Origin of the sequence: Hydrogenovibrio crunogenus, assembly GCF_004786015.1 — a bacterium.
GTDB classification, from domain to species: domain Bacteria; phylum Pseudomonadota; class Gammaproteobacteria; order Thiomicrospirales; family Thiomicrospiraceae; genus Hydrogenovibrio; species Hydrogenovibrio crunogenus.
Genome location: NZ_CP032096.1, coordinates 1,906,407 through 1,929,577 on the forward strand (window position 1 = coordinate 1,906,407; position 23,171 = coordinate 1,929,577).

Annotated in this window: 21 protein-coding genes; 13 read left to right on the forward strand and 8 right to left on the reverse strand. The window is 43.0% G+C overall.

Going from position 1 to position 23,171, the window contains the following annotated elements; translation table 11 throughout:
* The first annotated feature begins 79 nt into the window (after positions 1-79).
* The 4 genes from epmB to GHNINEIG_RS09140 all read left to right on the forward strand — a co-directional run bounded on the left by epmB (position 80) and on the right by GHNINEIG_RS09140 (position 4,827).
* Entirely contained in the window at positions 80-1,051 is a 972-nt protein-coding gene (gene epmB / locus GHNINEIG_RS09125) for an EF-P beta-lysylation protein EpmB (RefSeq protein WP_135796366.1), read from the forward strand.
* Positions 1,048-2,583 carry an ArnT family glycosyltransferase gene (locus GHNINEIG_RS09130; protein ID WP_135796367.1) on the forward strand — a complete coding sequence of 512 codons (1,536 nt, stop codon included), beginning with the start codon at positions 1,048-1,050 and terminating at the stop codon, positions 2,581-2,583. The genes epmB and GHNINEIG_RS09130 overlap by 4 nt, the downstream gene beginning before the upstream one ends.
* Before the next feature lie 83 nt (positions 2,584-2,666).
* Positions 2,667-3,575: a lysylphosphatidylglycerol synthase transmembrane domain-containing protein gene (locus GHNINEIG_RS09135; protein WP_135796368.1), complete on the forward strand. Its 909-nt coding sequence runs from the start codon at positions 2,667-2,669 to the stop codon at positions 3,573-3,575.
* Between the two features lie 31 nt (positions 3,576-3,606).
* Complete coding sequence (locus GHNINEIG_RS09140) at positions 3,607-4,827, forward strand: glycosyltransferase family 9 protein (RefSeq protein WP_135796369.1); 1,221 nt, start codon at positions 3,607-3,609, stop codon at positions 4,825-4,827.
* Positions 4,828-4,845: 18 nt separating this feature from the next.
* Here the strand turns inward: GHNINEIG_RS09140 and lptG are convergent, their stop codons facing one another.
* Together lptG and lptF are read right to left on the reverse strand one after the other, a co-directional pair.
* A complete protein-coding gene (gene lptG / locus GHNINEIG_RS09145; protein WP_135796370.1) occupies positions 4,846-5,958 on the reverse strand; it encodes an LPS export ABC transporter permease LptG in 1,113 nt (370 codons plus the stop codon).
* Positions 5,955-7,064: an LPS export ABC transporter permease LptF gene (gene lptF / locus GHNINEIG_RS09150; RefSeq protein WP_135796371.1), complete on the reverse strand. Its 1,110-nt coding sequence runs from the start codon at positions 7,062-7,064 to the stop codon at positions 5,955-5,957. The genes lptG and lptF overlap by 4 nt, the downstream gene beginning before the upstream one ends.
* Before the next feature lie 147 nt (positions 7,065-7,211).
* Between lptF and GHNINEIG_RS09155 the strand changes: the two genes are divergently transcribed.
* The 4 genes from GHNINEIG_RS09155 to GHNINEIG_RS09170 all read left to right on the forward strand — a co-directional run bounded on the left by GHNINEIG_RS09155 (position 7,212) and on the right by GHNINEIG_RS09170 (position 11,259).
* On the forward strand, positions 7,212-8,693 hold the full coding sequence (locus tag GHNINEIG_RS09155; protein WP_135796372.1) for a leucyl aminopeptidase: 1,482 nt from the start codon (positions 7,212-7,214) through the stop codon (positions 8,691-8,693).
* Entirely contained in the window at positions 8,693-9,133 is a 441-nt protein-coding gene (locus GHNINEIG_RS09160) for a DNA polymerase III subunit chi (RefSeq protein ID WP_135796373.1), read from the forward strand. The genes GHNINEIG_RS09155 and GHNINEIG_RS09160 overlap by 1 nt, the downstream gene beginning before the upstream one ends.
* A 58-nt stretch (positions 9,134-9,191) precedes the next feature.
* A complete protein-coding gene (locus tag GHNINEIG_RS09165) occupies positions 9,192-10,229 on the forward strand; it encodes a type IV pilus twitching motility protein PilT (protein ID WP_135796374.1) in 1,038 nt (345 codons plus the stop codon).
* 115 nt (positions 10,230-10,344) lie between these two features.
* Complete coding sequence (locus GHNINEIG_RS09170) at positions 10,345-11,259, forward strand: M14 family zinc carboxypeptidase (RefSeq protein WP_135796375.1); 915 nt, start codon at positions 10,345-10,347, stop codon at positions 11,257-11,259.
* 76 nt (positions 11,260-11,335) lie between these two features.
* On the opposite strand, the gene GHNINEIG_RS09175 is transcribed toward GHNINEIG_RS09170, so the two are convergent.
* The 3 genes from GHNINEIG_RS09175 to uvrB all read right to left on the reverse strand — a co-directional run bounded on the left by GHNINEIG_RS09175 (position 11,336) and on the right by uvrB (position 15,457).
* Positions 11,336-12,463, reverse strand: coding sequence for a L,D-transpeptidase family protein (locus tag GHNINEIG_RS09175; protein ID WP_135796376.1), 1,128 nt, complete (start codon positions 12,461-12,463; stop codon positions 11,336-11,338).
* Positions 12,456-13,271, reverse strand: a complete 816-nt coding sequence (locus GHNINEIG_RS09180) for a nuclear transport factor 2 family protein (protein WP_135796377.1) — start codon at positions 13,269-13,271, stop codon at positions 12,456-12,458. The genes GHNINEIG_RS09175 and GHNINEIG_RS09180 overlap by 8 nt, the downstream gene beginning before the upstream one ends.
* A gap of 149 nt (positions 13,272-13,420) precedes the next feature.
* Positions 13,421-15,457: an excinuclease ABC subunit UvrB gene (gene uvrB / locus GHNINEIG_RS09185; protein ID WP_135796378.1), complete on the reverse strand. Its 2,037-nt coding sequence runs from the start codon at positions 15,455-15,457 to the stop codon at positions 13,421-13,423.
* Positions 15,458-15,737: 280 nt separating this feature from the next.
* On the opposite strand from uvrB, the gene GHNINEIG_RS09190 reads away from it, so the two are divergent.
* Complete coding sequence (locus tag GHNINEIG_RS09190) at positions 15,738-16,922, forward strand: pyridoxal phosphate-dependent aminotransferase (protein WP_189636874.1); 1,185 nt, start codon at positions 15,738-15,740, stop codon at positions 16,920-16,922.
* Between the two features lie 75 nt (positions 16,923-16,997).
* On the opposite strand, the gene nudE is transcribed toward GHNINEIG_RS09190, so the two are convergent.
* Complete coding sequence (gene nudE, locus GHNINEIG_RS09195; protein ID WP_135796379.1) at positions 16,998-17,549, reverse strand: ADP compounds hydrolase NudE; 552 nt, start codon at positions 17,547-17,549, stop codon at positions 16,998-17,000.
* 30 nt (positions 17,550-17,579) lie between these two features.
* Between nudE and yrfG the strand changes: the two genes are divergently transcribed.
* Positions 17,580-18,260 (forward strand): GMP/IMP nucleotidase, encoded by a 681-nt coding sequence (yrfG, locus tag GHNINEIG_RS09200; RefSeq protein ID WP_135796380.1) that lies wholly within the window; start codon positions 17,580-17,582, stop codon positions 18,258-18,260.
* A 4-nt stretch (positions 18,261-18,264) separates the two neighbouring features.
* Here the strand turns inward: yrfG and GHNINEIG_RS09205 are convergent, their stop codons facing one another.
* The gene (locus tag GHNINEIG_RS09205) at positions 18,265-18,900 is read right to left on the reverse strand and encodes a thiopurine S-methyltransferase (RefSeq protein WP_135796381.1); all 636 of its coding nucleotides are present in this window, start codon (positions 18,898-18,900) and stop codon (positions 18,265-18,267) included.
* Positions 18,901-18,977: 77 nt separating this feature from the next.
* On the opposite strand from GHNINEIG_RS09205, the gene GHNINEIG_RS09210 reads away from it, so the two are divergent.
* The 3 genes from GHNINEIG_RS09210 to GHNINEIG_RS09220 all read left to right on the forward strand — a co-directional run bounded on the left by GHNINEIG_RS09210 (position 18,978) and on the right by GHNINEIG_RS09220 (position 22,433).
* Complete coding sequence (locus tag GHNINEIG_RS09210; protein WP_135796382.1) at positions 18,978-19,544, forward strand: protein disulfide oxidoreductase; 567 nt, start codon at positions 18,978-18,980, stop codon at positions 19,542-19,544.
* 12 nt (positions 19,545-19,556) lie between these two features.
* Complete coding sequence (locus GHNINEIG_RS09215; protein WP_135796383.1) at positions 19,557-20,219, forward strand: spermidine synthase; 663 nt, start codon at positions 19,557-19,559, stop codon at positions 20,217-20,219.
* A gap of 285 nt (positions 20,220-20,504) precedes the next feature.
* Positions 20,505-22,433: an ATP-binding cassette domain-containing protein gene (locus GHNINEIG_RS09220; RefSeq protein ID WP_135796384.1), complete on the forward strand. Its 1,929-nt coding sequence runs from the start codon at positions 20,505-20,507 to the stop codon at positions 22,431-22,433.
* Positions 22,434-22,446: 13 nt separating this feature from the next.
* Here the strand turns inward: GHNINEIG_RS09220 and GHNINEIG_RS09225 are convergent, their stop codons facing one another.
* Positions 22,447-22,923 carry a DNA-binding transcriptional response regulator gene (locus tag GHNINEIG_RS09225; protein ID WP_135796385.1) on the reverse strand — a complete coding sequence of 159 codons (477 nt, stop codon included), beginning with the start codon at positions 22,921-22,923 and terminating at the stop codon, positions 22,447-22,449.
* Between the last annotated feature and the right edge of the window lie 248 nt (positions 22,924-23,171).

Genomic DNA, 23,171 nt, shown 5'->3' on the forward strand with positions numbered 1-23,171 from the left:
ACGCAACTCGACCGCCTAAGGTAGTTTCTTGTTAAACAAAACAAAACGCCAGTCCAAATACCAGATGAAGTGAGGCCAAATGATTCAATCGATAGAACAACTGTGTGACTTTGTTGACCTATCTCCTGATGACTTAGCGATCGATTTTGACAGTATTTTTCCTTTTAAAGTGCCTAAACACTTTGCGGAACAAATAGAAAAAGGCAACCCAAACGACCCTCTATTAAAACAAATTCTACCAGGCCTGGCGGAACGGGACGTTTACCCGGGCTTTTCTCCAGACCCGGTTGGGGATCTAGCCGCCAACCCTCAACCCAGCTTAATACATAAATATCACGGACGTGCATTGCTGATTGCCAGCCCGCGATGCGACATTCATTGCCGTTATTGCTTTCGTCGACACTTCCCTTATGAGCAGGCTAAAAAACAACATTGGCAAGCGGCACTGGAAAACATTGCTCAAGACCATTCGATTAGCGAAGTCATCTTAAGTGGTGGCGACCCGATGACGCTGTCTGAAAACAGCTTGGTCGAATTAATAGATGGCATTGAAGCTATCCCGCACGTCAGCACATTGAGAATTCATAGCCGAACCCCGATTGTGGCCCCACACAAAGCACACCGCCCAACGCTTTTAAAAACACTGTCAAAATCGCGTTTACAAACCGTACTGGTAGTTCATTGCAACCACGCCAACGAACTCACGCCTGAATCGGCCGAGCTGATGCAGCAATTTCGCCAATCTAATGTCTTTTTATTAAACCAGACTGTGCTCCTCAAAGACATTAATGATTCAGCGAATACATTAAGTGCTTTGAGCAAAAAATTATTCTCTCAAGGGATTTTGCCTTATTATTGTCACTTATTAGATAAGGTTTCCGGTTCCGGTCATTTTGACATCCAAAAACACCAGGCCTGGGCAATATTTGAACAATTGCGCCAGACGCTGCCCGGATATCTTGTGCCGCGTTTTGTGGAAGAAATCGCAGGCGAACCTTATAAAACGTTATTAATAGACCCAAATTCTCAGGACATAAAGCCAACGGCATGATAAGACAACCTGTTCTCATCCAATCACAACCCAAACCCTATCGTTACAGTGTGATTTTAATTGTCACGCTGGCACTGTGGCACTTAATTTTAGCCGGTCAGGTTAACTTGAGTGTGGATGAAGCCCATTATGCGCTCTATGGTTTGAAGCTCGATTGGAGTTATTTTGACCACCCGCCCATGGTCGGCTGGCTTAATGCGTTAATTGTTCCCTTATCTCATTCCGATATGGCTTTACGCGTGATTCCTGCTTTATTTTTCGCCGCATCAAACTTGTTGTTATACCGTATTTCGGTACGGCTTTACCCTAGTTTTCATTGGATAGGTTTCTGGACCCTCGCGCTGATTAACAGTGCGTTTATGTTTCAATTGCTCAGCATTTCCATGCTGCCGGACACGCCTTTAATCTTCGCCAGCTTAATGGTTTTTTGGGTACTGCTCAATTTACGTGAATCGCCTTGTGACTCAAAACAGGCTTTCAAAAACTGGCTCTGGCTTGGTTTTTGGTTAGGCGTTGCAGGCTTATCAAAATACACCGCCATTACCTTAGTTTTATCACTCCTAATTGTGATGATTATCGAAAAACGATTTTATTGGTTAAAAACCAAAGGTTTGTGGCTGGCTGTATTCATTGCTGCAATCATGATTTCACCAGTACTGTATTGGAACAGTACTCACGACTGGATTTCTATTCTATATCAGCTTAAACACGGCACGCACAATGAACTTTGGGATTGGAACCGCGTTTTGAATACGCAACTGGCGCAAGCCGGAGTCTATTCTTTACTGCTATTCGGTGTCGGCTGGTGGTTAATGCTCTCTGCCTGGTTCCAAAAACAGACTGAAGTGACTCAACTATTAGCCGCTTTCACCTTGCCAATCGTACTGCTTTTTGCCATGAATTCAGGTTACGAAATGAGTTTACCGCACTGGACACAACTTGCTTGGTTATTGATTAGTCCTGCTGTTGTTTACTGGTGCTGGAGACACTGGCAACACAAAGGTGTGAGGGTCTATGTTTATATCAGCAGTCTTATCACTCTTTCCGCTTCTTTGGTATTAAATAGCCAGTTGGCTACGCCTTGGCTACCTTTGCCTGACAACAAAAACATCGTCCGAGACCTCCACGGCTGGCCTGAAGCTATTCAACAAGCGAAAAAGCTGCAAACTCAATATGATAGCGTTCCACTGTTTGCCTCAAACTGGACACAAGCCAGTCGTATTGGTTGGTATGCATACCCTCAGCCTATTTATGTGACGGATAATCGTTTTGACCAGTTTGACCTATGGTTCGGCAACCCTCCAACTGGAACAAACGGTTTAATGATTGTGCCATCCTATGAAGACATTCCACCTCAAACCAACTCATCAGGGCACTTTCAAAAATGTAGCGCGCTCAAAAAGTTACCCATTATCAAACACGGAGTCACGATTGTGACCTATCATTTTTATTTTTGTGAAAACTTTCAAGCCGTCTCTTATCAAGGCTGGGTTAAAGACCTTAACATTGCACAAAAAATGATGACGCAATAAACAAACTTAACTTAGCTCGCAGTTTGTCGCCAGTTTTGCGATAATAGCCCCAATTTTTTTGACCAACCTTTAAAGGATTTCGTTTGGGCAATCTTCTTAAACTCGGATTATCCGTTTTTATTATCGGGTTCATTTTATATAAATTTGATATTACCGCTGTCTGGGATACCATGTTAGATGCCAGCCTAGGACTTCTAGTTGCAGCACTGCTTGTTCAAATGCTTAGTCAAACCATTGCCGCATATCGCTGGTCTTTGATTATGGAAGCACTCAAGTTCAAACATCCCTTCTCTTTTTATTTCCGCAGTTATTTTAAAGGCAGTTTATTCAATCAGGTTCTTCCGACCAGTATAGGTGGGGATGCTTATCGTATTGCTGAAGTCTCGGCTCATGGAGGGTTGATTAAAGAAGCCTTTTACGGTGTTTTCATTGATCGAATCGTCGGGTTGGTTGGGTTATTGTTATTAAATCTATTTGCCAATTCGTTTGAATTCAGCCTTATGCCCTATGAGGTCTTTATGGCAATCAACCTTATTTTAATCGCTGCGCTGTTCGGGTTATTTGTACTCATGGCTATCCACAAATTCCCAATCTTTAAGCGTTACAAAATTACCCGACTTTTTTATGAACTTTCTGAACGTTTCCGCTTCATTTACAAAACACCTAAACGTATCAGTCAACAACTCGGCTTATCCATCTTGATTCATTTATTATCAATGGTCGCCATTTTCGGCATTGGACACAGCGTGGGCATTAATGAGCCCTTGATTACGTATTTAGTTATTGTTCCGCCTGCGATACTTTTAACAATCTTACCCATTTCTTTTGCTGGTTGGGGAGTGCGTGAAGGTGCTTTGATTGCACTCTTTATGATGATTGGTATTGATGAGAAGTTAGTCTTGGCGATGTCTTTATTATATGGCATTATTTTAATTCTCAGTGCTTTGCCGGGGCTATTGTTTTATCTCACCAGCCAACATAAATACCTATAATAACTAACCAACACTCTTTTAGGACAGATTCATGAACGTTGATTTAATGCGAAAAATTGATCACCACTTAGGCATCCCATTGACCTTTGTGAGCACTTATTTATTAAAAGTGGCTCATTGGATCACTCGTAAAAAAGCAACGACACCTAAAAACATTTTATTTGTCGAGCTGTCTGAAATGGGAAGCACCATCATTGCAGACCCAGCCATGAAACGAGCCCAAAAACGATTCAACGCCAATTTGTTCTTTGTCATTTTCAGCAAAAACAAACCCAGTCTCGACCTATTGAATACCATTCCCCAGGAAAACATTTTCACGCTGTGCGAAGACAATCTATTTACCTTAATGCGTGATGCCGTTCGCTATTTATTCTGGTGTCGCAGAAACAAAATCGACACCGCAATTGATTTGGAATTATTTTCGCGCGTTTCAGCTCTTTTGACCGGGTTCAGTGGCGCCAACAATCGCGTTGGCTACCATAACTTTCATGGTGAAGGTCTTTATCGTGGGGAAATGCTGACCCATAAAGTCACCTACAACCCGCACATCCATATTGCTAAAAACTTTATCGCATTAATTCACGCCTTAGAGGCAAAAACTGAAGAGGTGCCTTATTCAAAAGTCCTGATTACCGATCACGACATTCAACTGGATCAAGTAAGTTTTAATCAGGAAGAAAAAGTATTTGTTTACGATAAAATCCAAGCATGCTTTCCTGCATTTAACAAAGAGCAACATCAACTGATTTTAATGAACCCGAATGCAAGCGACTTATTACCGCAACGCCGCTGGCCTAAGGAAAACTTTATTGCGTTGATGCAAGCTGTATTGGCACGTTATGAAAATGCGATTATCTTAATCACAGGTGCGCCAAACGAGCAGGAAGAAGCCGAAGCACTTCGGCTTCAGGTTGGTCATGAACGCTGCGTGAACTTTGCAGGACAATTGAAGTTATTAGAAATGCCTATTTTATATACAGTCTCTCGTCTAATGGTCACGAATGACTCTGGGCCAGGACATTTTTCATCCATCACCCCATTAAAGACCTTTGTTTTATTTGGCCCGGAAACACCGAAATTATATGGTTCTTTAGGCAATAGCACACCTCTTTTTGCAGGGTTAGCTTGTTCACCTTGTGTCAGTGCGGCAAACCATCGAAAAACACCGTGTACGGAACCGGTTTGTATGGATGCGATCACAGTCGATCAAGTCATAAAACAAATCGAAATCGAGCTCAAAGACCCGACATAAAGACGTGAGCCCAAGTCGCTAACGCAGTCGTCGCATTAACAAAAAGGCGGCTGATACCAAAACGATTGAAGGCAGAAAAGCGCCCATAATCGCGGGTAATTGGTAGACGACACTTAAATTCCCGAAGATTTGATTGAGTAGATGAAAACTCATACCAATCATAATCCCTACGAAAACTCTCTGACCAATGCTGACCTGTCGCTGCGAACCGAAAATTAAAGGAAACACCAGCGCAATCATTCCCAGAATGACAAATGGCATCGCTAACTTTCGCCAAAAAGCCAGCTTATAGGCTTCAGCATCCAGTCCATTTTCTTCTAAAAATGCAATATAACTATAGAGATCGGTGATTCCCATATAACGCGTTTCAACATGTAACGTTTGCAACAATGTCGGTGAAACGGGCAAATCGACAGCACCTTCAACTTCACCATATTGCCTAAATTGTAACTTTTTCCATGCTTTCCTATCGGGCGATAAAGCTGGCATTTGCTGCCAGTCAAGCACTTTCCGATTCAAGCTATACAAAACCCATTGTCCATCTTTTGTTGAATAGCGTGCTGTTTTAGCGTGAATCTGTTCTGATAATTGCCCATTAACCAATGCATAAATCGTTACATCATAAAACTGAGTATCGGAAATGACACGACCGACATGAATATAACGTTCACCATCTCGCATCCAAAAATCATCGGTTGACCCAATTGAAAAACTCTTATGCAATGCTTCGCCGCGCATTTTTTTAGCATAACTTTCACTAGCAGGGGCGACCCATTCTCCGATGACCGCTGCACACACCCACAAGATGAAAGCGGACTTCATAACTGCAAAAAAAATACGCCTGATGGACCAGCCTGTCACGCGTAAAATAGTGAGTTCTGCATGGTTTGCTAAGCCTCCCAGCCCAATCAAGGTTCCAATCAACAATGCGACTGGAAAAATCTCATACCCATAAACTGGAAGCTTCAATACGGTATACATCGCCCCTTTGGCAATCGTATAGTCGTTAGAGACCTTACCAATTTGTATCATGAACTCAGAAAATCCGAGAATAATCAACAATACCATCAGCACCAACAAGGTATGACTGACTAAAACACGGCCCAAATATCGTTCAATTAAATTCATCATTTTCGTTGTATCGTTTTTTTAAAGGGAAGCGAAAGAGACATGTGAGGTAATTGAAACCAAGCCGGTCTAAGCGAGCCTTGATACAAAGCATACATCAAGAACACAACAGGAACAGGCCACAAACCTATCCAAGGTGACAAAGCTTCATTACTGATAGATTCTCGAAAAGTCACCAACAACTGGTTATAAATAACATAAAGAACCAATGCAAAAAAGACTTTTGCAAACCGGCCTTCTCGCGGGCCAGACTTACTCATTTTCAATCCCAGCAGCCCTAAAACCAGAATGCTAAAAGGCGTCACAATTCGCCATTGAAGCAACGCTTGATGCGCAGGCTTATCTGATTGCCATAAAGTTGACGTAGGTATTTCAAAAATTTTTTGTGCCGTAGAAGTCGATTGAATTTCCGGTAAAAAACCTTCGAAACGGTCAAATTCCCTGACCGTGAAGTCGTCGCCTTTTTTCAGGCCTTCATAACTTTGGCCATTGAGTAACACCAAAGCCAGCTTGTCATCAATCCACTCAAATTTGCCTTTCGGTGCAATTAAAAGAATGTCTCTCTCATCGGTATTCAACTGCACCCAAACGGATTCAAGATCTCCTTTATTATCAATGGAGCGCGTGTAAAAGATGCCTTCACCATTCGGCAGAGGATTAAATTTACCAGGAACCAATGCCGCCAGAGGTGACGTTGTTTGAGCTTCCATAATCAGTTTTCGCTCTTGCTCATAGCTCCACGGTGTAACCACTAACGTAATCCAAGCGGTTAAAAATGCCAACGGGACTAAAAACCAGAACACCCGCTTCTGAAAAAAACCTGTCGCAATACCACAACTTTGTAGCACCACCATTTCTTGGTCTTGATAAAGACGACCAACGGCCAACATCACACTCAATAATGCAACCAAAGGCAAAATAACTTCCAATGCCGGCGGGATTTTATGCAATAACACTTGCATAATGACGGTTGAAGGAATCGTTCCCTCTACCGCCACGGCAAGCAACTTGGTAGCTTCCGTCCCAAACGTTATCAACAGTAATACTGACAACACCGCAAAAAAAGTCGCAAAAAGCTCTTTGTATAGATATTTATCAAGAATTCGCAAAAAAAGGCCACCAAAACGTTAAAATAAGATTCAAATGAATAAACACCAGCGATGCCATCTTTAATATGACATCAGCGAGCGGTAAACTTCTAATTCATATGAGTTTGCCAACTGTTTCCAAGATTATACAAGAAGGGATTCAACGAGATGAAACAAATCCAGTTCAAGCTGAATGCAACCACCGATTTAAAGTCTTTCGACACACTTATTTTACCGGTATTTGACCAAGGCCAAAGCACGCAATTAGCGAAAGAAACTCATCTCCTAGAATTAACTCAGGCTTTGTTCAATCAAGGTGACTTCTTAGCAAAACCAGGCCAGACTCAAATGATTTTCCAACCTGCAAACATTGATTGCGCACGTTTGTTATTGGTGGGCATGGGAAACGCTGAAACATTAACGGTTAAAAATTATCTTGATAGCTTGAATGCTGCAGCTAAAGCACTGGACAATTCAGGTGCGGTTAATGTACTTAACACGTTAATTGAATGTATTCCTGCTAAAAACGACCAGGCCTGGGCAATTTACCAAAACACCTTGGCATTCCAGCGCAGCATTTATGATTATGAACATGAAAGCCGCAACAAAAAAACTCCCAAAGATCCAAAACTTAACAGCATGACTTATGCAGCTGAGACAACAGTGGAGAATGAAAAAGCCGTAACTCAGGCACAAGCTTCAGCATTGGGTATGGCATTGACTCAAGATTTGGCCAACATGCCAAGTAACTATTGCACCCCGACGTACCTTGCAGAAACAGCAGAAAAGATGGCACAAACCTACGGTTTTGACGTCAATATTCTGGAACAAGATGAAATGATTCAGATGGGAATGGGGTCTTTTATGGCGGTCGCACAAGGCGCTCACACGCCTCCTAAGATGATCTGTCTTTCTTATCAAGGCTCGGATGCTTCAGAAGCACCGATTGCCCTAGTGGGTAAAGGGGTGACATTTGACACTGGAGGTATTTCACTCAAACCTGGCGAAGCTATGGATGAAATGAAATATGACATGGGTGGCGCGGCGACAGTGCTAGGTGTCTTTGAAGCACTAGGACGTTTAAAACCAAAACTCAATGTCGTTGCGGTCATTCCGTCTACGGAAAACATGCCTGCAGGCAACGCCATCAAGCCGGGAGATGTCGTTAAATCCCTATCTGGCCAAACCATTGAAATACTCAATACCGATGCAGAAGGCCGTTTGATTTTATGTGATGCATTAACTTATGCGCAACAAACCTATAAACCAAGTAAGATTATTGATATGGCAACCTTGACAGGGGCTTGCATTATTGCACTGGGTCATCAAATGTCAGCCGTATTAGGGAATGATCAAACCTTGGTGGATGCACTTGTCGCTTCCGGCCAGAAGACTTATGATCGTTTTTGGCAAATGCCGTTAAGCGAAGAGTACGATGAACAGCTTAAATCAAACTTTGCAGACATGGCAAACATTGGCGGCCGTGCTGCCGGCACCATCACAGCGGCTCAATTTCTAGCTCGATTCACAAAAGAAGTAGATTGGGCACATTTGGATATTGCTGGCACCGCCTGGATCAGCGGAAAAGATAAAGGGGCAACTGGGCGCCCAGTGCCTGCATTGGTTGATTTCTTACTTGAGCAAATTTGATGACCGCAACCCCTCCTCTTGAAAAGGATGTCATTTTTTACGTATTGGGAACGAATACAGCCCAACAGCGAGAAGCCTTTATTGCCAAGCTGGTCAACAAGATACATCGTGAAAAACGCCTGTGTGATATTCGGTTTGCCAGCGAGGAGGAAATGACACGCTTCGACTTATCCTTATGGCAATACCACCCCGAAGCGTTCATTCCCCACAGCGTGCAACAGACTGTTCAAGCGCCTATTCAACTGTGGATGGGTCAGGTAGCGAGCCCATGCCAAGACGTTCTATTAAATGTTCATCCTGATTTTCCACAAAACTTTCAGCTTTATAACCGTACAATTGAAGTGTTAGATCAAACAGAACATTTAATTCAAATGGGGCGTGAGCGCTGGAAAGCTTATAAAAAAGAAGGATTAGAGCCGACCGTTCACAAAATAAAATAAACTGAAACCTAGAAGAGTTTCAGATTTGCTCGATTCATGAGGCGATTGAAGGAAGCTTATGGATATTACACAGTTATTAGAGTTCAGTGTGCAACAAAAGGCATCGGACTTACACCTTTCTGCCGGAACGGCTCCTATGCTTCGTTCTGACGGCGATATGCGTCGTATAGATTTGCCTGAACTCGATGCTAAGACCCTTCAAAACATGCTCTATCAGATCATGTCCAAACCGCAACAAGAACAGTTTGAAACGGCGTTTGAAATTGATTTTTCTTATGAATTGCCCAATATTGCCCGATTTCGGGTCAACATTTTTCAACAAAACCGAGGCATGAGTGCTGTATTTCGGACGATTCCGAACAAGGTCATGACATTTGAAGAACTCAATGCTCCGGAAATATTGAAGGAAATCGCCCAAACCCCACGTGGCATTGTCTTGGTGACCGGACCGACTGGCTCGGGTAAATCAACCACTCTTGCAGCTATGATTGATTTTATTAACGAAACCCAGCAAGCGCATATTCTCACCATTGAAGACCCAATTGAATTTATACATCAACCTAAAAATGCTCTCATCAACCAACGAGAAGTCCATCGAGACACGCACCACTTCAGCAATGCATTACGATCAGCCTTACGTGAGGATCCCGATGTCATTTTGGTCGGTGAAATGCGAGACCTGGAAACCATCAGCTTGGCATTAACCGCTGCTGAAACCGGCCATTTAGTACTCGCGACACTTCATACCAGCTCGGCAGCAAAATCCATTGACCGAATCATCGATGCCTTTCCAGCAGGTGAAAAAAACATGGTTCGCTCAATGCTTTCAGAATCTTTAAAAGCGGTGATTTCTCAAACCCTATTGAAAAAACAAAACGGTGGGCGAGTGGCTGCACATGAAATTTTATTGGGCTCTCCTGCCATCCGAAACCTTATTCGGGAAGATAAAGTCCCTCAAATGTATTCCGTTATTCAAACCTCAAATAAACTTGGTATGCAGACGTTGGATCAGGATTTGCAACGTCTGGTCAAAAATGGAATCGTGAATAAAGAAATTGCTCGCAGTAAGGCAGTGAACAAAACCGATTTCTTATGATTTTTTTGTTTTGATAAAAATAAATAGACGTAATAAAAAAATTTGAACACGTAAGTTGTTCTAAGCTTTAAAATAGACCAACTCAAAACAAAAGAATTTAAGAACCCATTCAATCATGAATATTAGCCTGCAAACCGTGTACAGTGTGTCAATTAAGCCTTTTATCTTCAGTTTTATTGGATTGCTGTTAACGACACCGCATGCGTTTGCATCCATTCCTGCCATGCCATCAGGAGATAAGAAAGTCATTCAAGACTTTTGTAAAGACCTGTCTAAAAAGCTCCGCACAGTCAAGTATCAAAAATGTTTAGAATTAGGTTTAAACGAAAGTCACCTCTACCAGAGTACCGAAAAACGCCCTTTAACCTATAGAGAAGTACTCCCTTCTTCTTCCATGCCCCCTAAAGGCCGCATTTTATTTATCGGCGGTATCCACGGTGATGAATACGCCGCCATCAGTTTAACTTATCTTTGGCTACAAACCTTACTAAAACAAGGAACAGAGACAGGCTATCACTGGTTGTTTTTACCTTTAGCCAATCCGGATGGTTTATTTAAAAACCCTGCAACCCGTCCCAATGCTAACTCAGTTGACCTGAACCGTAATTTCCCCTCGCCTGACTGGGATGAGCTGGCTTTACGTACCTGGAAGAATCACTATCATAGAAATAAACGTCGTTACCCAGGTCCTTTTGCTAATAGTGAACCGGAAACACAATGGTTGGTTGAATTGATTGAACGTTTCCAGCCGAACGCGATTATTTCTATCCACGCGCCCTATGGTTTGCTCGATTATGATGGACCCGAACACGCACAGCCAAATAAAATCGGCCACTTGAAGCATCGCGCTTTAGGAACTTACCCCGGTTCTTTAGGGCGTTATGCTGGTGAACATCTAAACATCCCCGTATTAACATTGGAATTGAAATCGGCTGGCAGAATGCCTAAAGACTCCGAGATTCAACATATGCTACAAGACTTGGAAAATTGGGTCGCAGAAAAGATTAAACAAAATGACTGGGATTTATAATAACGTGAAGCGCGACTCCAAAAACGTTCTCACATCATCAAACCTTTTTTGAAGCACAGACACTAAAAGATATGGGTTAAGAAACCTGCGGACCCACTTTTGATTTTTGAAAAGTCTCGTAGACCATTTGCCAACTTCCGCTAACCCCTTGTCTTTGCCAGTATTGCTCAACCAGTTTGCCACCTTTAACAGGGAAACTGACATAATAAACCCCCTGCTCTCCAGGATAGGCAAACACGCTTACACGAGACCAATCGACTTGATAATTCTGCTGTGAACGCAACCATTGATTGATTTGGGACAACACTTGCTGCTTATCTTCATAATTACGATCAATCAAACTACGCTGTGCACTTTGAGCAATAATAACAGGTGTAGCAGGTGCCAAACGATATTGGTAAATCAAAGTTTGCATGGCAGGGTTATTCAATACCACACATCCTCGGCTCGCTAGAGGAGGACGGCTATACGTGCTTCGAGGTGTGCCGTGTAACCAGATTCCTGAACCGGTTCGACCTTTTTGCTTGTCCCAACTATTCGGGTAATTTAAGGTTAAGGCCGCAACGCCGTACAACTCAGGTAACTTTGAATCGGATAATTCTTTTTCAACTTTGTAAATGCCAATGGGCGTCTTCAGGTCGCCACGGACCTGTTTACCCACGCCTTTTTGCCCAATTGACACATAATAGTTCGCCACTTCTTCATAGCCGTTTTCATTTTTTTGATACAAGTACAGTCGGTGTGCGGCAGAATCGACAATCACTAAATAAGGCTCATGACTAGTTTTCAAAACATACTGAGCCAATAAAGCATCCCAATCTCCTCGGGAACGTTCAAGATCGGCTTTTCGTTGCCAGCGTACTTTTGCTTCCGATAACAAGGCATTGGATTTGCGAGCATGCGCGGTTCTTTTTTGAGTCACCCATTCGGATTTCCCAGCTTTAATCGCATATAAATCGGCTTTCATCAACTGAGCCAGCTGGTACTTCGGCATATTTTTAGCCAAATCCTGCATGTCGTAAAAAGCTTCATTAAATGATAAATTCTTAATCGCGTTCAGACCGGTAATCAATTTTTTTTCGGGCAACGACACAAAATCTTCCGCCATACTGGCAGACCAAGGTAAGCAACAGAAAAACACCACTAAAAATGACCAGGCCTGGCAACTTTTACTTTCTCTGACTTTCTGCAAAAACCTATTCATATATCACATCTTCCTGCACAATTTTCCAGGTTTGATCTTGTTTTTGCCAAACCAGTTTTTTGCGAACTTTATCTTTAAAGGTATTGGATTCATAAGCCTGCCAAAAAGTCACTTGAATGGTATTTGGCGTTAAAGGCACAACCTGCACTTTATCTAATTGTATTTTAATATAACTAGGACGTTTTAGACTGCCTTTCCGACTGTTTGCCCAAGCTTGATGTGTCTTATAGCCTTCAGGTGCATAAGTCGAAACATAAAACCCTAAATAAGCTGATATATTTTGACTGGCCCATGCTGCACGCCAGCGTTCAACCAAATCCGCCACTGTTTGCATATGACGCTCAACTTGCTTTAACTGGGATTTTTCAGGTGTTTTCAAGTCACTGCTGGCACTTAATATCCACCGTCCTTTTGGCAATGTAATCTCTGTCTTATCAAACACCGTTTGGTAAGCCAGTTGTGCCTGGTAAGCATAAATTTGATTTAAATTCTCACGTAAGGAAGCAATTCTCGGGTCGCCATCCAGTGCTGACTCTAACACTTGTTGTGCTTTTTTATACTGCTGCTTTTTAATATATGCGACTGCAAGATTATTACTAACAGCTAAATCTTGCGGATAGGTTTTTAACATCGACGTTAATATTGAAATGGTTTTTTCCATATTACCGGCTTGAGAAGCTTTGGCGGCTTGTTCAAATTGCGCTTGATAGGTATCACCCTCTGCAGCCCAAACATTTATACTCGCTGTAAACGATAGTAGTAGTGTCGTTGCCAATACGATCAAATTCGATGTTTTTTGCACGCTCATTTAATTCTTTTTAATCCTGTTTCTTCGTTTACCCGCTTCTGACGAGTGTGTTTGAACTGATTCGGTTCATTTTTTCATAAACTCACCTTTCGAATCAATCACTTATTTTAAGGGATTTCATGTGTAATTTATTCAAAAAACAATCTATTTTAACGTAAATCCCCTACCCCAACCATAGAACTTTTTAAACGTTTTAGATCGTCACGCAATTTTGCGGCCAACTCAAAATCCAAATCTTTGGCGGCTTGGTACATTTGTTTTTCCATACGTTTGATTTCAGACGCCAATTGCGCGGGGGTCATACGTTGCATTTCCTGTGACGAATACTCCCCATCCGCCTCGGCTGATTTGAGTTTTGCAGCGGATGCACCCGGCTTAGGCGCATAAGGCGAATCTTCCAAAATATCGGTTATTTTTTTGTTCAGTTTCTGCGGTGTAATACCCTGTTCCGTATTATGCTGAATCTGTTTGGCACGACGTCTTTCCGTTTCCTCGATCGCTTTCTGCATCGATTGGGTGATTTTGTCGGCATACAAGATGGCTTTTCCGTCCACGTTTCTAGCGGCACGCCCAATCGTCTGAATCAAGGAGCGATCAGAACGCAAGAAACCTTCTTTATCGGCATCTAAAATCGCAACCAAAGACACTTCGGGGATATCCAAGCCTTCTCTGAGCAAGTTAATCCCTACCAACACATCGAACTCTCCCAAGCGCAAATCACGAATGATTTCAATACGCTCAACCGTATCAATATCCGAGTGTAAATAACGAACCCGAACATTATGCTCTTCAAGGTACTCGGTCAAGTTTTCAGCCATTCGCTTGGTCAGCGTAGTCACCAAAACACGCTCTTCTTTCTCAACGCGTAAACGAATTTCCCCTAACAAATCGTCCACTTGGGTCAATGCTGGGCGCACTTCCAAAACAGGATCCAATAAACCGGTCGGACGAACCACCTGTTCTACAATTTTGGACTCATGCTCCGCTTCATATTTGCCCGGCGTAGCAGACACAAAAATCGTCTGCGGCATAATTTTTTCAAACTCATCAAACCGCATTGGACGGTTATCCATCGCAGAAGGTAAGCGAAAACCAAAAGTGACCAAATTTTCTTTTCGAGAACGATCCCCTTTGTACATCCCACCGATTTGAGGAATGGTCACGTGGCTTTCATCAATAAACATCAAAGCATTTTTAGGCAAGTAATCCAACAACGTTGGTGGCGGCTCACCAGAAGCTCTTCCGGAAAGATAACGGGAGTAATTTTCAATCCCTGAACAATAGCCTAATTCTGACATCATTTCTATGTCCAACCGTGTCCGTTCTTCTAAGCGTTGCGCTTCCACCAGTTTATTCAGGCTGCGCAGCTCTTCCAAACGACTGACCAACTCCACTTTGACTTGCTCAATGGTTTGTAACACACGTTCTTTCGGGGTGACATAGTGCGACTTAGGGTAGACTGTCACCCGGGTTGGACGCGTTAACACCTCGCCTGTCAAAGGGTCAAACCAAGCCAGTGAATCGACCTCATCATCGAAAAGTTCAATACGAATGGCATATTCTTCAGCTTCTGCAGGAAAAACATCAATCACATCCCCGCGAACCCTAAAGCAACCTCGCCAAAGCTCTACATCGTTGCGGGTATATTGCATTGTGGTTAGTTGTTGCAAAATATCACGTTGAGAAACCGCATCGCCCAATCGCAATTGTAAAATCATTTTTAAATACTGATCCGGATCCCCTAACCCGTAGATGGCAGAGACCGTCGCAATCAAAACCACATCTTTCCGTTCCATCAACGCCTTGGTAGCAGACAATCGTAATTGTTCAATCTGTTCATTGACGGAGGAATCTTTAGCAATATAGGTGTCAGAGGCTGGCACATAGGCTTCCGGCTGATAATAGTCATAATAAGAAACAAAGTATTCCACCGCATTGTACGGGAAAAAGCTTTTCATCTCACCATAGAGTTGCGCCGCCAGCGTTTTATTATGCGCCAGAATAATAGTGGGTCTTTGTACCTTGGCAATCACGTTCGCCATGGTAAACGTTTTACCGGATCCAGTTACCCCGAGTAAGGTTTGGAAAGCTTCACCGTCTTCCAACCCTTCCACCAGTTGTGCAATGGCGACCGGTTGATCCCCGGCGGGCTCATACTGAGAGACAATTTCAAATTTTTTTGCCATAGTAACGTATTTCTAACTCTTATCGATGCTGCTGAAAACAAGTGTTTGTCATTAAAAATCAAGACTTGCGACCATTATGCTTACTTATTTAACGTTTTGCGCCAAGGTGACCGAATTTTCTCTTAAAAAAAAGCCCGTTTGGTTGTAAAATAACTGAAACATTTTACCTGAGAGCTGAACAGAACAAAACCGTGTATTTCGTGAAGCAATAACTCAATCTCACCAAAACACAGGATGAAACTGTACAGCAATCGCAAACATGAATGAGACCTTAAACATTATGTCCAGATTGTCTAATCGCGTTAATCGAGTCAAACCCTCTCTGACTTTAGTGATTTCTGCCAAAGCGGCAGAGCTGAAAAGAGCCGGAAAAGATATTATCAGCTTAGGTGCCGGGGAACCTGATTTCGATACCCCAGATCACATCAAATCGGCTGGTATCAGCGCAATTCAAAATGGACAGACTCGTTATACTGCCGTCGATGGCACACCGGAATTAAAAGGTGCCATTATTGAAAAATTCAAACGCGACAATAACCTGACGTATGAAATGGATCAAATCCTGGTGTCCTCCGGTGGAAAACAAAGTTTTTATAACTTATGCCAGGGCTTGCTGAATGATGGCGATGAAGTTGTCATTCCTGCACCTTACTGGGTGTCCTATCCTGACATGGCGCTTCTAGCAGGCGGTGAGCCAATCATTATCGAAGCTGATATAGAGCAAGGCTTTAAAATCACTCCCGAACAATTAAAAGCGGCCATCACCCCTAAAACCAAAATGGTTGTGATTAACAGTCCGTCTAACCCGACTGGTGCTGTTTACACGGCAAGTGAATTGAAAGCACTGGGCGAAGTGTTACAACAATACCCGGACATTGTCATTGCCTCGGACGATATGTATGAACATATCCTACTCAATGACACCCCGTTTACAAATATTCTAGAAGTCTGCCCAGAGCTAACCGATAGAACCGTGGTTATGAATGGGGTTTCTAAAGCTTACTCAATGACCGGCTGGCGTATTGGATACGCCGGCGGTCCGAAAGACTTGATCGCAGCGATGCGAAAAGTTCAATCTCAAAGCACCTCAAACCCTTGCTCGATTTCACAGGCGGCTTCAACAGAAGCCCTGAATGGCCCACAGGATTGTATTGAAACCATGCTGACAGAGTTTAAAAAGCGCCATGAGTTTGTTGTGGAGCGCATCAACGAAATCCCAGGGTTTAAATGCATTCCGGCTGCAGGCGCTTTTTATGCCTTTATGGATGTGAAAGAGGCAATGAAACAAAAAGGGTATGAAACCGATGCCGATTTTGCGACCGCCATCCTAGAAGAAGTGGAAGTAGCTGCTGTTCCCGGTTCTGGATTTGGTGCTGAAGGTCATTTAAGGATTTCTTTCGCAACCAGCATGGTCAATTTGATTAATGCTTTGGATCGCATTGACAGCTTTATGAAAGACGCTTAATCGTTTCATTGATAACAATAAAAAACCGCCAGGCCTGGCGGTTTTTTTATGTCGTCTGAAAAAGTCTACGGCGATTTATCCAATGTGCTTTAAATGCTGCAATGTCAACATTAAAGCGGCATAAGCCCGACCTTCTGAAAACTCAGGATGAGCCAACAACGCCGGCCAATCTTTAATTGGCCAGTGTACCACTTCCAACGGCTCGGGCTCATCTCCTTCGGCATTACTGGGAGACAGTCCCGTTGCTAAGACTAAGTGCGTTTGGTGTGACATATACCCCGCCGCCAACGTCACCGAATCCATCAAGGCAATATCAGCCGGCAAAAATCCAATTTCTTCCTGACTTTCTCGAAGTACCGCTTCTTCCCAGGTTTCTCCCGGATCAATTTTTCCTTTTGGAAATCCCAGTTCATAGCGTTCAACACCGGCGGCATATTCCCGAATCAGCACCAGACAGTCATCCATAATCGGTACAATTAAAACGGCACCATGGACGGAACTTACTAACCGTTCAAATTGAACTTGAGTGTCATTTCCATAAACAATGTCCAAGCCTTCCACGGTAAAAATACGCGTGTTAGCCAGTTCTTTTTTCGTTAGAATAACGGGCGTTTTTTTCTTTTTCATAAAAAGAATAATACGAAAATAGGAGTCAAAATGCGAATTAAACACTCATCTCAAGGCCTACAAATTCCGTGGAATGACATTGAAACCGTGTTACTCGACATGGACGGCACCTTACTCGACTTGCATTTTGACTGGCACTTTTGGATGGAATATGTGCCGAAAATGTACGCCAACCAAAACCACATGACCCTTGAAGAAGCCAACAAAATCATTCGGGGCAAAATTCATTCCCAGCAAGGCACTTTAAACTGGTATTGCTTGGATTACTGGACAGAGCAGCTCAACCTCCCGATCGCAGAACTAAAACATGAGCTGAAACACATGATTCAGGCGCATCCAGAAGTGATCACCTTTTTAGAACGTCTGCGAACCTTAAATAAAGAAGTTGTCATGGTGACCAATGCCCACAGAGACAGCTTGGCGATCAAACTGGAAATGACTGAAATCGGCGATTATTTCGATGAAATGATCTCATCTCATGACTTTGGTATGCCAAAAGAAAATGAAGTATTGTGGCAAAAAATTGAAAATAAATTTGGATACAACCCAGCTAAAACCCTATTGATTGATGACAATCTACAAGCGTTACAATCAGCGCAGGATTATGGCATCCGTTACCAGCTTGCTGCGGTTCACGTGAGTCCTAAAATGGATAAAATCGACCCTAAAGGCTTCCCCGGTTTTGAAAACTTCAGCGAAATCATGCCTTGAATCATTAGGTTTTCGGGATTAACACAAACACATTCTCCGTTGTTTGAACGCCTTTACGTTCAAACGTATCCGATTCGACTTTTTCAATGTTAAATCGGTCTTCAAACAAGGCTTTGACCTCTAATGCAGAGACCGCAAACGGTGGTCCTGACTGCAATGACTGGTCATAATCCATTGCAATCAATAAAATCGGCACCCCCGGCGCTAAAACAGCTTTCAAATGAGACGCGTATTGTTGTCTCATTTCCGGAGGAAGCGCAACTAAAGCAGCTCGATCATACACGGCTTTCACCTCGCGACACTCCTTGACGGACACATCAAAAAAATCACCACTCAGCAAAGACATTTTATCCATCTCAAAACCACTGAACCGAGGATGCTTTAAAGTCGTCGCTTGCAAACCATTTTCTGTCACAAATTCTTGAAGCGCTTTTTCACTTAATTCGACGCCTAATACGGTATGCCCCTGCTGATTTAACCAAAGCATGTCTAGAGATTTACCACATAACGGAACAAAAACCTGTTCATGCCCTGACAAATTCAATTTTTTCCAGTGTTTTTTTAAGAAAGCATTCACATCAGGCTGATGAAATCCTACTCGCCCACTGCGCCACATTTGGTGCCAAAAATCTGCTTCCATACCGCTTCCTTTGTTATCATTTGCGCTAAAGATACTGTTTCCCGAAATAAAATTCAAAAAATGAGTTATTTATTTACATGAAAAAATCACCTCCACCTGCTAATACGCCTAAAAAAGAGGGCTCTGAAACCAGAGAGGCTTTGCCTTTATTACAACGCAACTGGGTCAAAAACTTCCTCACAGCGATTTTTTTTATTGCTCTATATCTTGCCATCCGCCCTTTTATGCAAGGAGATGTGGCTGAAGGGTTTGCTCCTGAACTGACAACTGAATCTATTACGGGCAAGGAAATTCATTTGAAAGACTATCGTGGAAAACCCGTGATGGTGCATTTTTGGGCAACGTGGTGCCCGATCTGTGAATTTGAACGGGATGGCATTGAAAATATTGCACAGGACTACGCTGTCATCAATATTGCTACCCAGTCGAACGATGATGAAGGATTGTTAACCTATGCCAATGTTCACCAAATGAATGCGGACATCATTGTCAATGACTTTGATGGGAGCTTGATGAAACAATTTGGCGCAAGAGCCGTTCCGGCAACCTTTATTATTGGGCCGACAGGGAAGATAGAGTTCGTAGAGGTCGGTTACTCCACCAGCTTAGGATTAAAAGCCCGGCTTTGGTGGCTCAGTCAGTAATCTTATTTTTCTATGGCAAAACACCCGAACGGCTCCATTTCTTATAGTGAGCGAGATGTATACGGCTTAATCCAAGTGGTCGACAATGAGATTATGAGAAGTCTTTATTTTGACTCTCTTGTGGAACAAAGTCGTTACTATTTCCATGCCCCTTTAACATTGGCATTTGAATATCAATCCGCTCTGTTAGAAGAGACACTGGAGCATGCTCATTCAACATCTGTCCAATCGATCTTAATGCTGGGATTAGGTGGAGGAAGTCTTGCCACTCAGCTACACAGTGTGTTACCTAACTGCCAACAAACTGTGGTTGAACTGCGTGAGGCGGTTATCCAGATTGCCTACCGTTATTTTTATTTACCCGATACCCCACAAATACAACCGATACAAAGTGATGCCAATGACTTTGTCCAGCAAGCAGCGCAACAATATGACCTGATGATTGTCGACCTGTATGACAATGACAGCATGCCTTGGATTTTTAGTGAAGAGACATTTTTATCAAGACTGCATTATTTGGTCTCTGGTTCGGGCCGCATTTTATTTAATTTATGGAAAAGCTCTCCCGATACAACCTTAAAAATCATCCAATTCTGGGAACAACACCGCGGTGCTCATCTCAAAACACGAGAAATCCAATCCAGTGGGAACATCATTCTTTGCGTGGATTTTTAACATCATCAACATCAACAAATCAGCTCGGATTATCTCAGTTAGATATCAATGCCGTAAAAATGAATCCCACAATCCAACCCAAACCGTTAAAATAATTCCCTACGCAGGGGGATATTGACCTACGATATTGCAACCATAGAAAATAACGATAGAATACCCGACAACATAAGCCTTAAAACGGCCGATAAAAACACTGACAACCACCTGATTAACACTAACAACCACTAACTTCATACAAAGCAGGTTAGTCCAAACTTAATTCTCAACCAAAAGACACCGAATTTTATGGCTCTACTTTTTTTGCGCGATATGTTCTTGAGTTACGGAACACACACCCTTTTAAATAAAGTTTCCTTTAAAGTCGAAACCAATGAACGCGTTTGTATCGTTGGACGCAACGGCGAAGGTAAGTCGACTTTATTAAAAGTCATCGAAGGGAGTATTCAGGCCGATGACGGAACCCGGATTGTGCAGGATGGCGTTAAGATCGCAAAACTTCAGCAAGAAGTGCCTAACGATTTAGCGGGTAGCGTCTTCCACATTATTGCCTTAGGATTGGGAGATATTGGTCACCATATTGAAGAATTCCACCGCCTCAGCCATGCCATCTCAGAAAATTATACGGATGAATTAATGGCCAAAATGACCAAAGCACAACAAGCCATTGATGCACAGGACGGTTGGGACCTCAATCAAAAAGTGGAAACCATTATTTCCAAGCTGTCATTGCCAGCCGACGCTGAGTTTTCAGCGCTTTCTGGCGGCATGAAGCGTCGGGTCTTATTGGCGCAAGCCCTGATCCAAAATCCGGATATTCTATTACTGGACGAGCCCACCAACCACTTGGACATTCCGTCCATTCAATGGCTGGAAGACTTTCTTAAAAACCTGCAATGCAGCTTGATTTTCATCACCCATGATCGCTCCTTCTTACAGGCGCTTGCAACACGTATTGTGGAAGTGGATCGTGGGCAGTTACATAACTGGGAGTGCGATTACAAAACTTACCTAGAGCGTAAACAAGCACAATTGGAATCTGAAGCCAAAACCAATGCCGAGTTTGATAAAAAACTGGCACAAGAAGAGGTTTGGATCCGTCAAGGCATCAAAGCACGACGCACCCGAAACGAAGGCCGCGTTCGTGCCTTGGAAAAACTCAGGGAAGAACATAAAGCGCGACGCTCACAACAAGGTAAGGCGAATCTGCAATTTAACCAAGGGGCGAACTCTGGTAAACAAGTCATTGAAGTTGAAAATTTATCCTTTGCTTGGCCTGACCAGCCGGTCATTCAGGATTTTTCAACCATGATTTTACGGGGTGATAAGGTTGGGATTATTGGTGCCAATGGATGTGGTAAATCCACCTTACTCAAACTGTTGCTTGGTAAACTTGAACCGCAGTCCGGCACAGTAAAACTGGGAACCAACATTCAGATTGCTTATTTTGACCAGCACCGAGACCAACTCGACGAAAATAAAGTGGTGGTTGAAAGTGTGCTTGAAGAATCGGACTATGTCGAGATCAATGGACAGCGTAAGCACATCATGAGCTATCTGTCCGACTTCTTATTCAGCCCGGAACGGGCCAGACAGCAAGTGAAGGCTTTATCGGGTGGTGAACGCAACCGCTTGTTACTTGCTCGAGTATTCTCCAAACCGTCTAACTTGTTGATTTTGGATGAACCGACCAATGACTTGGATATCGAGACCCTTGAACTGCTAGAAGAATTATTACTCGACTATCCCGGTACCGTCCTGATTGTCAGCCATGACCGGGCTTTCTTAAACAGTGTGGCGACCAGTTCAATCGTGTTCGATGCACCGGGCATCGTGAATGAATATATCGGCGGCTATGATGACTGGTTACGTCAACGCCCTGACCATTTAGCTCAATCTGCCACGCTTGAAAAACAAACCGAAAAAACAGCCAAAGCAACCAGGCCTGGCGAAAATTCATCTTCGGAAGAGGAGAGTAAGGCCTCTAAAAAACCCAAAAAGCTGAGTTATAAAGACCAGCGAGAATACGATGCGCTGCCTCAACAAATAGAAACGCTAGAACAAGAACTGGAAAAATTAAATGAGCAGATGAGTGCACCGGATTTTTACCAGCAAGACAACACACAAGAAGTCATTGACCGTCTAAACACTTGTGAGTCGGAACTTGAAGCCGCATTTGAACGCTGGGAACACCTGGAAGCCCAACTAAACGATTAACGCAAGTTATTGCTCAACGTTTTAAAAAGACGCTGGGGCGAGGCCGACTTGAAAGCTCTTTTTGCCATTTTTTCCAACGGTTCAAGCGAATAAGCAACCGCAGTAATGCTTTGGAAGATGGCGGTTGATCGAGTTGATATTTAAAATACCCTTTTTCAATCAACCCCTGCAGTTCAGACAAATCAGACGCCTGTCGCATTAACACCACAGGCGTAGATAAAATTGTCGGGTTGTCATGGGTCACCTGCCCCCAAACTTCCACGACAGCTTGTGCAAGAGACTGATCGATTAAAACTGCCAAATAAACCCGGCGGGTTGAGTAATGATGCTTTTCGATTTCCGCCGTTACCTGTTTTGCTGTACTCAAGGCAACCACTTCAAGTCCAAATCCTTTAAAGAACTGTCGCAACCGATCCAGTCGCCCCAAGTCCGGATCACATACAATAATGCGTCGTCCCTTTAACCACATTAACGATTGTTTAAGCTGCATACCTCACCCTTTTTAAAGGCGCTTTATCGATAGTTCTTATCATTATCAATAAAGTCAGGTTAAAAAGCTATTAAAAACCAAACGCCTGATCAGTTCCCTTCACTACAAACAATAATAGTTATTAATTGCATTTAAAGAAATTCGCTGTAAAATAATCCATTCATGATGCTATAAAAAAACTCTTAGAAAACGTATCTCAACAAGCTCTAAAATAAGATACAATTTTCACCTACTGTTAAACTGAAATA

Bases quoted from the DNA above. Each gene is read 5' to 3' on its own strand.
- GHNINEIG_RS09180 (WP_135796377.1), bottom strand. From the start codon at position 13,271: ATGAGCGTGCAAAAAACATCGAATTTGATCGTATTGGCAACGACACTA.
- GHNINEIG_RS09155 (WP_135796372.1), top strand. From the start codon at position 7,212: ATGAAACAAATCCAGTTCAAGCTGAATGCAACCACCGATTTAAAGTCT.
- GHNINEIG_RS09215 (WP_135796383.1), top strand. From the start codon at position 19,557: ATGGCAAAACACCCGAACGGCTCCATTTCTTATAGTGAGCGAGATGTA.
- epmB (WP_135796366.1), top strand. From the start codon at position 80: ATGATTCAATCGATAGAACAACTGTGTGACTTTGTTGACCTATCTCCT.
- yrfG (WP_135796380.1), top strand. From the start codon at position 17,580: ATGCGAATTAAACACTCATCTCAAGGCCTACAAATTCCGTGGAATGAC.
- GHNINEIG_RS09130 (WP_135796367.1), top strand. From the start codon at position 1,048: ATGATAAGACAACCTGTTCTCATCCAATCACAACCCAAACCCTATCGT.
- GHNINEIG_RS09160 (WP_135796373.1), top strand. From the start codon at position 8,693: ATGACCGCAACCCCTCCTCTTGAAAAGGATGTCATTTTTTACGTATTG.
- lptG (WP_135796370.1), bottom strand. From the start codon at position 5,958: ATGATGAATTTAATTGAACGATATTTGGGCCGTGTTTTAGTCAGTCAT.
- GHNINEIG_RS09140 (WP_135796369.1), top strand. From the start codon at position 3,607: ATGAACGTTGATTTAATGCGAAAAATTGATCACCACTTAGGCATCCCA.
- GHNINEIG_RS09165 (WP_135796374.1), top strand. From the start codon at position 9,192: ATGGATATTACACAGTTATTAGAGTTCAGTGTGCAACAAAAGGCATCG.
- uvrB (WP_135796378.1), bottom strand. From the start codon at position 15,457: ATGGCAAAAAAATTTGAAATTGTCTCTCAGTATGAGCCCGCCGGGGAT.
- GHNINEIG_RS09220 (WP_135796384.1), top strand. From the start codon at position 20,505: ATGGCTCTACTTTTTTTGCGCGATATGTTCTTGAGTTACGGAACACAC.
- GHNINEIG_RS09175 (WP_135796376.1), bottom strand. From the start codon at position 12,463: ATGAATAGGTTTTTGCAGAAAGTCAGAGAAAGTAAAAGTTGCCAGGCC.
- GHNINEIG_RS09170 (WP_135796375.1), top strand. From the start codon at position 10,345: ATGAATATTAGCCTGCAAACCGTGTACAGTGTGTCAATTAAGCCTTTT.
- GHNINEIG_RS09190 (WP_189636874.1), top strand. From the start codon at position 15,738: ATGTCCAGATTGTCTAATCGCGTTAATCGAGTCAAACCCTCTCTGACT.
- GHNINEIG_RS09225 (WP_135796385.1), bottom strand. From the start codon at position 22,923: ATGCAGCTTAAACAATCGTTAATGTGGTTAAAGGGACGACGCATTATT.
- GHNINEIG_RS09205 (WP_135796381.1), bottom strand. From the start codon at position 18,900: ATGGAAGCAGATTTTTGGCACCAAATGTGGCGCAGTGGGCGAGTAGGA.
- nudE (WP_135796379.1), bottom strand. From the start codon at position 17,549: ATGAAAAAGAAAAAAACGCCCGTTATTCTAACGAAAAAAGAACTGGCT.
- GHNINEIG_RS09210 (WP_135796382.1), top strand. From the start codon at position 18,978: ATGAAAAAATCACCTCCACCTGCTAATACGCCTAAAAAAGAGGGCTCT.